Origin of the sequence: Acinetobacter sp. TY1, from assembly GCF_048551395.1 — a bacterium.
In the GTDB taxonomy this organism is placed as follows: Bacteria; Pseudomonadota; Gammaproteobacteria; order Pseudomonadales; family Moraxellaceae; genus Acinetobacter.
The window spans coordinates 1-10,191 of record NZ_JBLYZK010000047.1 but is presented as its reverse complement, the minus strand read 5'-3'; the positions used below and the strand labels follow the sequence as shown (position 1 = coordinate 10,191).

The following is a 10,191-nucleotide window of genomic DNA, read 5'->3' as shown; positions in this document are numbered from 1 at the left end:
AAGCTGTTGCAACAGCCATGTTGGCACCTGTAATTCCCGCAAAAATACGACCAATATATAGCCACAATAGAGAAGGAGCAGCAGCCATTAGGAGATAATCAGCCGTTGCACCAGCAATTGAAATAATTAATACAGGTCGACGTCCAAATCGGTCACTCAACGCTCCAAGGATAGGTGCAAAAATGAACTGCATCAGAGCATACACAGCTAATAAAGCACCATAGTGAACACCGCCTGCTTCAGCTCCAGCCAATGACCGTAATAATTCAGGCAAGATCGGCATAATTAAACCAATCCCAACAGCATCCAGAAATATAGTGATTAAAATCACGCTCAATGATTTCTTCACAAATGCCTTCTCTAGCAATGATAGAATTAATATTCTCTCACACACTCCCTATCAGTGATAGATTTATGAGTAAAAAAGATATTGCACCTCAACGTCTGACACGTGAAATAGTCCTGCGTACCGCATTGGATATGTTGAATGAAGAAGGCATAGATTCAATAACCACACGCAAGCTAGCTCAACGATTGGGTATTAAATCTCCAACTCTATATTGGCATTTCAAGAATAAATCCTTGTTAATGGAAGCAATGGCGGAAACCATTATAAATGAACACCATTTAGTTTCTTTACCCATCGATGGGATGACATGGCAAGATTGGTTGCTCGCTAATTCTGTAAGCTTTCGTCGAGCACTACTAGCTTACCGTGATGGTGCTCGTCTACATGCAAGAACTAGCCCCAGTCAAGGACATTTCAACACGATTGAGGCCCAAGTTGCGCTGTTATCTCATGCTGGGTTTTCTCCTGTTGAAGCAGTTGCATTACTTATGACATTAGGAAGGTTTATTGTTGGGTGGGTCCTTGAGGAGCAGCAAGAAGAAATAAGATCAGACCCACCATTCGAAGCCGATCCAACTATATATCCACTCATGCTCCAAGGAGTGAATACCTTACAAAATATGAATGCGGATGACATTTTTGAAAATGGGATTCGTATGGTGATTATCGGTGCTGAAAGACAACTTGATATTAAAATGCAAACTTAACTCTATACTGCTTTAAGCAACTGTTCTATTTAGTAATAAAGCTTTTATCCTTAATTATTTAACATAATAGAGCTTATACGAAACGCATATAAAAATAGTTTTATATTTCAAAAAGTTATGCTATAAAAAATCGGGGACGCAAACCCGAAAAGCTGACTTGGAAACAAGTCGGCTTTTTTATGATCGTTTTTGATAGTTCTTGCCAATAGTTTTGACTAAAAATTACGCATTTCAGTTTGAGTGATACAATTTTGTGATACATTATTGTATATACAAATTTGAATGTTTTTTATGGAACAGTATTTCGAATGGGATGAGGCAAAGAATCGAAAGAATCAGAAAAAACACGATGTCTCTTTCGAAACGGCAAGCCTTGTTTTTGATGATCCATTAAGGATCTCAATCCAAGACAGACATACCGATGGTGAAGAACGTTGGCAAACCATTGGAAAAGTAAAAGGCGTACTAATGCTCTTAGTAGCTCACACCATCTTTGATGAAGATGACTGTGAAATCATACGAATCATTAGTGCAAGACAAGTAACTAAGGCGGAGCGAGATAGATATGAGCATGGTTAGATACTCACGCAAAGAACTGAATGAAAAATTCAGCGACAAGCAAGATGCTGAAATTCAACGCTTGCTTGCTAAGGGAACGGTTCCTGACGATCAGCTAGATCTCTCAGATATGCCTGAAATTACCGACTGGAGCAATGCTGTACGCCACAATCAATTCTATCGACCAGTGAAGCAACAAACATCTATTCGTTTAGATGCTGACGTACTTGCATGGTTCAAAGCACAAGGTAAAGGTTATCAGACACGCATGAATGAAATCTTGCGGGATGCCATGCTAAAAGAATTAAAAAAACATCAGTAAAAATGGGAGCTTAGGCTCCCATTTTTGACTTCGCATAAGGTGTATTATGTTAATTTTAGAAAAATTAAAAGGTATTCACTAAATTAAGAGTAAAGTAATGGAAATATGGAAGCACTGTTGGAACTGTAAACATGAGACGCCCCAAAAAAGATCCTTTTTTAAAATGTTTCCTAGACCTATAGAAGGATTTGTTAAGGACTCCGATACAGATATAGCGACAAGTATTTGGTCTATTTCAATAGATGCATATCAATTTTGTGAATGTAAAAAATGTGAAGCACCGTTACTTCACATTGATACTTATCAGTTAAAAAATAATGCTAATAATTTTGAAAAAATTCCTTTAGAACTTCAAGAATTGAATAATCGTATTAGTTCTAGTGGTCATTGTCATGAACATAAATATATAAGTCTTTCCTACCCTAATTTTAATTCAAATGCATATCAAAATAGGAAATGGTCTTTCCACTTACCTGTTGAAGATATGTCTTTGTTTTTTGAAGTTATATCTGCTTATAACAAAGGATTATTTATATTAGCACTTTCAGGAATTAGAACGATTATTGATAGATATATAGTCAAGAAAATTGGGGATTCTGGATCTTTTAAAGATAAATTAAAAAAGATGCTAGAACAGAAATATATCAATCAAAAACAATTTGAGTTACTAGACACAGTGATTGAAGCTGGAAATGCAGCTGGTCACAGAGGATTTAGGCCAGAAAAAGAGATGTTGGATAATTTACTTATGGTTGTCGAAGACATCATATCTTTGGAATACAAGACTTTGAAATTTGATGAGTACAAACAAGTGATTCCAAAAAGAACCAAAAAAAATCAGAAGTAAAATCTTATAGAGCCTATTTTATAATTATATTAAATATATAATTTTTAGTACATTATCTATATAATTCCCAACACTCTGGGGGAAAGGAGTAGGGTACATTGGTATCACTAACCTTAAATTGTTTTCACACTTGCAAACTAGATGGTGGAAAAGACTTTATAATTCCAAGAGTTCCTTTTTTGAGTAGTTCTCAAGAAAAACAATGGCTTGGTAAAGGTTATTACCTATGGACTGATAGTATTTTTTTTGCTCATGAATGGGGAAAAGATCACTATCGATCTAATTATGCTATAAATCAATTTGAAATTAATGTTCCTAAAGACCAGTTTTGGGATCTTGTAGGTAATGTTGATCACCAACTTGAGTTTATTAAGTTTAAAAACAATTTTTATTGTTTGCTGGATGAAATTGTTGACCAAGCTACTGATGCAAAAAAGCAAAGTACTAGGAAACAAATTCAACGTTTAAAGCAACAAGGAATTAACGTATCTACTCTTTTTTCAGCATTAAGACTTTTAAACAAATTGGCTTATAAAGTGGTTAAAGCTTCAGACATTAAATCTAAAAAGACTGAGTCTATTGAATTTATAAAAGACACAGGTGGTGAATGTCTATTGTTACCCACTCGCCAACAAATTGTTGTTTACCCTGAATCATCAAATATGATAAATCATATTAATTGGGTATATCCTTAACTCCACTAGGAGAAAGTTATGGCTTCATATTCAAAAGATTGCATTCAAACTGCAAAAGCTTGGATCAATGAAATCGATGACATTGATTCTTTTCTGGAAGAATTAATTGAAGTAAATGAAAAATGTACATCATCTCCATCACTAGAGGAATTTTGTGCAAGTTTTTCATTGAATACGACAGAAAATCTAATTGGTTCACCAATTGAAATGCTATTGCCAACAATAGATGTTCCAATTGAGCCTTCATCAACTATGTCTATTCCTAATGATATATCAAAGATCCTAATTTCCCTTTCTATCGAAAGAAATAAAGAATTTGTGAATTATGATTTATCATCACCATTGCCTTACGATTCTGTAGAAATGATTAGAAACTTCAAAACCCAAGAAGTTTCTAATCAATATCAATGCGCTGCATAAAATATGAATATTCAATTAACTTCAACTAAAGTTCTTTTTTTAAAAATACAGCCTGCTCAAGATGATTTTACTCAGCAAGAAGAAAAATTTAGTTTTGATTACCAGGTTGAATTTCCTGATTCTGTAAAAGATAAATTTATTGTCGTTATTAAAGCATTAATAGAACACCAAAGTGGTTATCACGTAGATACTATTTTCTTAGCAGAATTCAAAGTAGATTCTGAAGTTAATGAGGATTTCAAAAAATCTAAATTTCCTTTTGTGAATGCTCCTGCTATTGCTTATCCATTTTTTAGATCTTTTATCGCTAATAATTTTGTTAATTGCGGTTTAGAAGTGATGTATTTACCTTCTGTTAATTTTGAACTTTTATACAGAAAGAAAAAAGAAAATACTCAATAACAAATAGCCCAAGTTCTTGGGCTACTTAACATAAAATCTCTTATATGAAATTTAGAACTTATCCCTTAAAAAGATCATTAAAAAGCTCTTTATCTTTCTGTCTATTTTCTTCTGTCTTACTTTCCGCACTTAAAAACTGCTCAAAATCAGCCCATTGATGTTTAAAAGATTCATCATTTTTAAATTTATTCAAAACCCAAGCGCCAAGCAAAATTTTCCGTCTAGTTTCATTTTTCCGTTCTTGAGCTTTTGCTTCGCTTAAAAGTTTTTGCTGTTTGAGTTTAAGCTCATTCTGTTTCTGTTTTGCCTGTTCTAAGATCTGCTCTTGTTCTTTTTTTAAATACTCAATTTGCTCTTGCAGGGATAATTTTTTCTGCTGTGCTTTGGTGAGTTTCTTTAAAACTGTATCTTTCTTTTCTTGAATATCTGACATAGTATTAAACCGTGATGATCAATAATCAAACATCATCATAGAGTCAAAAAACAAAGCAAGCAATATCAAACGTAGCGAAGCGAAGTTTTCCCGGAGTGAAACGAAGGGCGCACTTACCCACTTTTATCATTTCATTTAAAAGTGGACGTTGCGACAGGGGAACCCCCTGACCTCGCTTTAGCATGGTCAGCAACTTTTTCAAAGTTGCGAAAATCAAAACCACGGTATGCAGAAATTTAGGTTTTTAAAATGGCAATTTTTCATTTGAATGAAAGCAATATCTCACGAAGTGACGGACGTTCAGCCGTTGCTTGTGCTGCTTATCGTGCCTGTGAAAAATTAGAGGATCTGACTTTTGGAAAGACTCAGGACTACACTAAAAAAAAGGGACTTGCATACAAAAATATTTATGCACCAGAACATACCAATACAAAACTTTTAGACCGTCAAACACTTTGGAATACAGTAGAAAAAAAAGAATTCAATGCCAATGGCTCAATGAAAGCCAATGCACGACTCGCCAAAGAATATATCTGTGCTTTACCACATGAATTAACAGATGCAGAACGCATAAAAATCGTTGATGACTTTTGCCGAGACTTTGTGAACAAGCACAATGTTATTGTCGATGCCTGCATCCATGCACCACATGAACATAACGATGAAACCAATAATAAAAACTATCACGTACACATGATGTTCACTACCAGACTCATCAATGAAAAAGGCGAATTAGGAAAGAAACAAAGAATCTTCAACGACCATGGTCCCGAGATCCTGAAGGACAGCCGAGCAACTTTTGCCAATGTTGTAAATACAGTATTGGAAAATGCCGGGCTAGACGAACGAATCGACCACCGGAGTTACAAGGATCAGGGCTTAGACTTTCTTGAACCCACTCATCATGAAGGGCATGAAGCTACAGCACTTCGCAGACAATATGACGAGGAACAAAAAAGACCGCTTGAAGAACGTAACACTGAAATTGTGCTACCAAGAATTGCACTTGAAAATGATGCAATCAAAGCCAAAAATTTAGATGCTGCACGAGAATACCAACAGATCATCAAGGGCCTTGATCAAGAAATTATTGTTCCAAGTCGATTAGAAGATCAGATTACCCAGCTGGAAAACGAACTTCAGTTAACCGAAGCAGAAGAAAAAGAGCTTTTAGCAGAATTAGTAAATCTCAACCTAGAAGAAGAACGCCTGCAAGAACAACAGGTTCAACAGATCGACAACGCATATGATGACTTCATTCGGTGCCAGGATATTTATGCAGAATTTGCCAATCAGTTTTACACCATTCAAAGCAATGCTGCTGATAATCAAAAGCAGATTGAATCAAATCTCACCAAGACAAAACGATGGTTAGCAGAAAACAAAAGCGATTTTTACCTACATACCAATAATTTGTTTTATGACTCTTATCATCATACTTACAGAGATATAAAAAAACCTGATTTTTATGCGACTGAAAAATCAGTAGAACAGGCAAAAAATGAGAACTGGAGAGAATACGCAACCGAGGTCGAACAACTTGCTAAAGAATACGATATTGAGAATGTTGTCCAGCGCTTAGGCCAATGCTCAGAGATACTGGAAAATAATGGGATTGAACGACCAACGATAAAACCCTCGTTTTGGCAGAAGCTAAAACGAGAGTACGTTCATTCATTCGATACCCTACATGATTTTAATGATGATATGAGTCCCCTCCTTAAAGCAAAACGGGCAGATGATCTCAAAATTGAACAAGAAAGAATGCAGCAAGTACGCCAAGCGGAAGTAGATCGCCAACGAAGAATTGAAAATGATCGCAGAGAAAGTGAATTTAGAGAGCAATTACGTAAAGAACGAGAGCAAAAAGAACAACGCTATGAACAAGAAAGACACGAACGAGAACATTTGGCATTTTTAAAACGCCAAGAATTGGAAAAACAGCAGAAAAATGAGCCTAAAAAACCAGAAAATGAAAATAACAACGATTACCGACCTTGATGAATGCTGTTTAAACGCAAAAAAATAGGGTTTTTAGCGATGTTTTGCTAAACCACAGTAGATTTTATAGTTGAGTTAAGAAAAAACTCTTAAATCGCAAATGAGAGCATTTAGCGAGTGTCTACGAGCGAACTACAGGGATCTAAATTTTTTCACCTGTTTTTCCCTGATTACAGGCTCCCCTGTGTATCAAGAACTCAGAATCAGAGCATCCCGAATGGGTGCGAACTGATTACGGTGGCTTTATGTCGAGCGAAGCGAGTGAAAAAGTTCTATGAGCGAAGCGAATTCCTAGTTGCTTTTCTTTTTTAAAAAGTCACGAAATTTTAAGCCAAAAATTGCCCCTACGAACTGAGCGAAAGCGAAGTTCAATAGAGTTTGAGCGTAGCGAAAACATAGGGCAATTTTTCCTTGCCTGGGCTTTTAATTATTTTAAAGTTTTTAAATGCTTTTAGGTAAGCTGAAAGCCTTGTAAATAAAGGCTTCTAGACTTCATATGACACCGTTTACCTTGCAATATGACACCGTTTACCTTGCAATATAACACCGTTTACCTTGCAATATGACACCGTTTACCTTGCTTATAGCACTAAAATTAATTAAGGTGTCATAGCATAATAAATAATACTGGTGCTTCATGAGAGAGTTAGTTGTAAAAGACAATGCCTTAATTAATGCAAGTTATAACTTAGATTTAGTAGAACAACGTTTAATTTTATTAGCTATTGTTGAGGCAAGAGAAAGTGGGAAAGGGATTAATGCTAATGATCCCTTAACTGTCCATGCAGAAAGCTATATCAATCAATTTGGCGTACATCGCAATACCGCTTATCAGGCATTAAAAGATGCCTGTAATGATTTATTCGCAAGACAATTCAGCTATCAAAAAATAAATGAAAGAGGGAATATTGAGAACTATAGATCCCGTTGGGTTAGTGAAATTGGATATGTAGATAATGAAGCAGTGGTTAAGCTTATTTTTGCCCCTGCCATAGTTCCATTAATTACGCGCTTAGAAGAGCATTTTACTAAATACGAATTGCAGCAAGTTAGTAATCTCAGTAGTGCTTATGCTGTTCGTTTATATGAGTTATTAATTGCTTGGAGAAGTACGGGCTCTACTCCAATTATAGAGCTAAGTGATTTCCGTCAAAGAATTGGCGTACTCGATACTGAGTACAAGCGTATGGAACGCTTTAAAACTAGTGTACTTGAGCTCGCTATTAAACAAATTAACGAACATACAGATATCACAGTGAAGTATGAACAACACAAAAGAGGTCGATCAATTTCAGGATTTTCTTTTAACTTTAAACAGAAAAAGAAGGACAGCCCATCAATAGAAAGAGATCCGGATACTTTGGGTCTTTCTTCAAAGATGACCGATGCTCAACGGCATATGTTTGCAAATAAACTTTCCGAACTTCCTGAAATGGGTCGTTATTCCCAGGGAACTGAAAGCTATCCGCAATTTGCTATTCGTATTGCTGAGATGCTGCAAGACCCTGACCGAATAAAAGAACTATACCCATACCTAAAAAAAGTGGGATATATGCCATCAAATAAAAAGGACACCGTAAATGGCTAAGTTATCACTAAGTGAAGTATCTAAAAAATTTCATGTGGATAGATCAACCATTTACAGAGCTGTACGTAATGGACGTTTATCACGCTCCAGTGATGGACAATTCGATCTAGCAGAGGTCATCCGATGCTTTGGAGAACCTGAGCAAACATCTCAAAAAATTGAATCATCTAAGCAAGAAGGTGATGAATCTACAAAAAAACTTATTGCCCATTTAGAAAATGAAGTCAAAAAATACCAAGAACGTGAAGAACGGTTAATGCAACAAATTGACCGTATGCAAACACTCATTGAGCTGAAAAGTGTTGCTCCTGCCACAGCAGCACCACAACAAGATGCTACGGCATGCGACACCGACCTACCACAGCATGCGACAACACAACAAGACAATGATAATAAAAAGAATAATGAATTAAATATTGCAGAAAATGTGGCAGTGCCACAGCAAGAAACTACGGCATACCACACCCAAACGCTACAGCATGCCACGTTGCAAAATGTGGCAGTGCCACAACACAAAAAACGTGGCTTATTTGGCCGTGTACTGAATGCTGTTTTTGATCATGACTGAGCAATCAAGGGAGAGCTCATGCCGAAACTGAAAGATATTGCCCTGGGCATTATTGTGGCTCCGCTGCTGATCCCGATTATGCTGATTGCATCGTACCAGGATAAAAAGGCACTGAAGAAAGAGCTGGATGAACGCCAAAAAGAAAAAGACCAGGCATCCTGATTATTCAATTGAGCTAATCAAAAGCGTGGAACATTGATTAAAGATTAAGCGTGGAACGGTAGTATTCAACAAAAAAGCCGAACTCAGCTGAGTTCGGCTTTATGATATCAATTAACACATTGAATTATATAGATATAAAAAGAGCATTTCGTATAAGGTGTATTATGTTAATTTTAGATAAACTATAGAATCCATTAGTTTTTAAACCAATAAATTAAATATTTTATGGAACTCCAGAATATTTATTCAGGCGATACTTAAGCAATAAGGGTAGGGTGATTACATAAAGTATTGCAGCTAATGCCCATACCATTCCAGGAGCTGATGCCTGAGTCATAAAATAGAGGCTAGTAACTAATACAGGACCAATTATAGCCCCCAGACTATTAAAACTGCTTAATAGCCCTTGTAATTCACCTTGTCTTTCATCACTAATACCTCTGGACATCATTGCTTGCAAAGCAGGAACGGCTACTCCACCAAGGGCAAACAATGGTAACAACGCAAAAGGCACCCATTCTTCAACAGCAATAGATAAAAGAAGTAAACCAATTGCATCGCAAGCTATTCCACATAACAACGTATTTTTCTCTCCAAACCTCTTTACCATAGGGGCGATAGCAAAAGCCTGTGCAATAGAATGGCATATTCCATAACTAGCAAGGGAAACACCTGCAATAAATATACTCCAGCCATAACGATCCTGCCCATAGATAACCCATAAAGTTGCGGGGACTTGTGAAACCAATGTGATAATTAAAAAGATACCAAGCAATGGAGCCATATTAGGTTGAGTGATCAAATAGGATAATTTCTTTAATATTGATTGCTCCTGAACCTTCTCAGTCATTTTATTGCTGTGTTTTGATTCTTTTAATAAGACTGCTGTCATTATTAAATTAATCCCATTCATAAAAGCAGCAGCAAAGAACGGTGCATGTAAGTTCCATTCACCCAAAACTCCACCTATTACCGGACCCGCTATAAACCCAATACCAAAGACAGCTCCAAGGAGACCAAACCTTTTTGCACGCTCATGGGCTGGAGTAATATCTGAAACATAAGCTGTTGCAACAGCCATGTTGGCACCTGTAATTCCCGCAAAAATACGACCAATATATAGCCACAATAGAGAAGGA

Annotated in this window: 13 protein-coding genes and 1 pseudogene; 11 read left to right on the top strand and 3 right to left on the bottom strand. The window is 36.3% G+C overall.

Translation table 11 applies throughout. The annotated features are described in order from the left end of the window. Nucleotides 1-349 (bottom strand): annotated as a pseudogene (gene tet(39), locus ACK2M2_RS15710) (tetracycline efflux MFS transporter Tet(39)); the annotation flags it as partial. Between the two features lie 65 nt (nt 350-414). On the opposite strand from tet(39) (ACK2M2_RS15710), the gene ACK2M2_RS15705 reads away from it, so the two are divergent. The 7 genes from ACK2M2_RS15705 (at nt 415) to ACK2M2_RS15675 (ending at nt 4,300) form a co-directional block, all read left to right on the top strand. Further along, complete coding sequence (locus tag ACK2M2_RS15705; RefSeq protein WP_004787586.1) at nt 415-1,056, top strand: TetR/AcrR family transcriptional regulator C-terminal domain-containing protein; 642 nt, start codon at nt 415-417, stop codon at nt 1,054-1,056. A gap of 291 nt (nt 1,057-1,347) precedes the next feature. Beyond that, nucleotides 1,348-1,635, top strand: a complete 288-nt coding sequence (locus ACK2M2_RS15700; protein WP_004884492.1) for a BrnT family toxin — start codon at nt 1,348-1,350, stop codon at nt 1,633-1,635. Beyond that, nucleotides 1,622-1,936 (top strand): BrnA antitoxin family protein, encoded by a 315-nt coding sequence (locus ACK2M2_RS15695; protein ID WP_047930176.1) that lies wholly within the window; start codon nt 1,622-1,624, stop codon nt 1,934-1,936. The genes ACK2M2_RS15700 and ACK2M2_RS15695 overlap by 14 nt, the downstream gene beginning before the upstream one ends. 163 nt (nt 1,937-2,099) lie before the next feature. Then, nucleotides 2,100-2,783: a DUF4145 domain-containing protein gene (locus tag ACK2M2_RS15690; protein ID WP_419349792.1), complete on the top strand. Its 684-nt coding sequence runs from the start codon at nt 2,100-2,102 to the stop codon at nt 2,781-2,783. 98 nt (nt 2,784-2,881) lie between these two features. Then, complete coding sequence (locus ACK2M2_RS15685; RefSeq protein WP_419349790.1) at nt 2,882-3,478, top strand: hypothetical protein; 597 nt, start codon at nt 2,882-2,884, stop codon at nt 3,476-3,478. Between the two features lie 18 nt (nt 3,479-3,496). Continuing rightward, nucleotides 3,497-3,898, top strand: coding sequence for a hypothetical protein (locus ACK2M2_RS15680; protein ID WP_419349788.1), 402 nt, complete (start codon nt 3,497-3,499; stop codon nt 3,896-3,898). 3 nt (nt 3,899-3,901) lie between these two features. Next, nucleotides 3,902-4,300 (top strand): protein-export chaperone SecB, encoded by a 399-nt coding sequence (locus ACK2M2_RS15675; RefSeq protein WP_419349786.1) that lies wholly within the window; start codon nt 3,902-3,904, stop codon nt 4,298-4,300. Nucleotides 4,301-4,358: 58 nt separating this feature from the next. Here the strand turns inward: ACK2M2_RS15675 and ACK2M2_RS15670 are convergent, their stop codons facing one another. Then, nucleotides 4,359-4,733, bottom strand: a complete 375-nt coding sequence (locus ACK2M2_RS15670) for a hypothetical protein (protein ID WP_002011652.1) — start codon at nt 4,731-4,733, stop codon at nt 4,359-4,361. 249 nt (nt 4,734-4,982) lie between these two features. Between ACK2M2_RS15670 and mobQ the strand changes: the two genes are divergently transcribed. The 4 genes from mobQ to ACK2M2_RS15650 all read left to right on the top strand — a co-directional run bounded on the left by mobQ (nt 4,983) and on the right by ACK2M2_RS15650 (nt 9,052). Beyond that, the gene (mobQ, locus tag ACK2M2_RS15665; protein ID WP_419349784.1) at nt 4,983-6,734 is read left to right on the top strand and encodes a MobQ family relaxase; all 1,752 of its coding nucleotides are present in this window, start codon (nt 4,983-4,985) and stop codon (nt 6,732-6,734) included. A gap of 637 nt (nt 6,735-7,371) precedes the next feature. Continuing rightward, nucleotides 7,372-8,322: a replication initiation protein RepM gene (gene repM, locus ACK2M2_RS15660; protein ID WP_002011663.1), complete on the top strand. Its 951-nt coding sequence runs from the start codon at nt 7,372-7,374 to the stop codon at nt 8,320-8,322. Beyond that, nucleotides 8,315-8,890 (top strand): plasmid replication DNA-binding protein, encoded by a 576-nt coding sequence (locus ACK2M2_RS15655; RefSeq protein ID WP_002011656.1) that lies wholly within the window; start codon nt 8,315-8,317, stop codon nt 8,888-8,890. The genes repM and ACK2M2_RS15655 overlap by 8 nt, the downstream gene beginning before the upstream one ends. An 18-nt stretch (nt 8,891-8,908) precedes the next feature. Further along, nucleotides 8,909-9,052: a hypothetical protein gene (locus ACK2M2_RS15650; RefSeq protein ID WP_001125247.1), complete on the top strand. Its 144-nt coding sequence runs from the start codon at nt 8,909-8,911 to the stop codon at nt 9,050-9,052. 223 nt (nt 9,053-9,275) lie between these two features. On the opposite strand, the gene tet(39) (ACK2M2_RS15645) is transcribed toward ACK2M2_RS15650, so the two are convergent. Next, nucleotides 9,276-10,191: tetracycline efflux MFS transporter Tet(39) (gene tet(39) / locus ACK2M2_RS15645; protein WP_419349782.1), on the bottom strand; the 916-nt coding region annotated here is incomplete at its 5' end.

What these genes read in the sequence shown, in the direction of transcription:
- ACK2M2_RS15705 (WP_004787586.1), top strand. Translation starts at nt 415, where the DNA reads ATGAGTAAAAAAGATATTGCACCTCAACGTCTGACACGTGAAATAGTC.
- ACK2M2_RS15700 (WP_004884492.1), top strand. Translation starts at nt 1,348, where the DNA reads ATGGAACAGTATTTCGAATGGGATGAGGCAAAGAATCGAAAGAATCAG.
- ACK2M2_RS15695 (WP_047930176.1), top strand. Translation starts at nt 1,622, where the DNA reads ATGAGCATGGTTAGATACTCACGCAAAGAACTGAATGAAAAATTCAGC.
- ACK2M2_RS15690 (WP_419349792.1), top strand. Translation starts at nt 2,100, where the DNA reads ATGTTTCCTAGACCTATAGAAGGATTTGTTAAGGACTCCGATACAGAT.
- ACK2M2_RS15680 (WP_419349788.1), top strand. Translation starts at nt 3,497, where the DNA reads ATGGCTTCATATTCAAAAGATTGCATTCAAACTGCAAAAGCTTGGATC.
- ACK2M2_RS15675 (WP_419349786.1), top strand. Translation starts at nt 3,902, where the DNA reads ATGAATATTCAATTAACTTCAACTAAAGTTCTTTTTTTAAAAATACAG.
- ACK2M2_RS15670 (WP_002011652.1), bottom strand. Translation starts at nt 4,733, where the DNA reads ATGTCAGATATTCAAGAAAAGAAAGATACAGTTTTAAAGAAACTCACC.
- mobQ (WP_419349784.1), top strand. Translation starts at nt 4,983, where the DNA reads ATGGCAATTTTTCATTTGAATGAAAGCAATATCTCACGAAGTGACGGA.
- repM (WP_002011663.1), top strand. Translation starts at nt 7,372, where the DNA reads ATGAGAGAGTTAGTTGTAAAAGACAATGCCTTAATTAATGCAAGTTAT.
- ACK2M2_RS15655 (WP_002011656.1), top strand. Translation starts at nt 8,315, where the DNA reads ATGGCTAAGTTATCACTAAGTGAAGTATCTAAAAAATTTCATGTGGAT.
- ACK2M2_RS15650 (WP_001125247.1), top strand. Translation starts at nt 8,909, where the DNA reads ATGCCGAAACTGAAAGATATTGCCCTGGGCATTATTGTGGCTCCGCTG.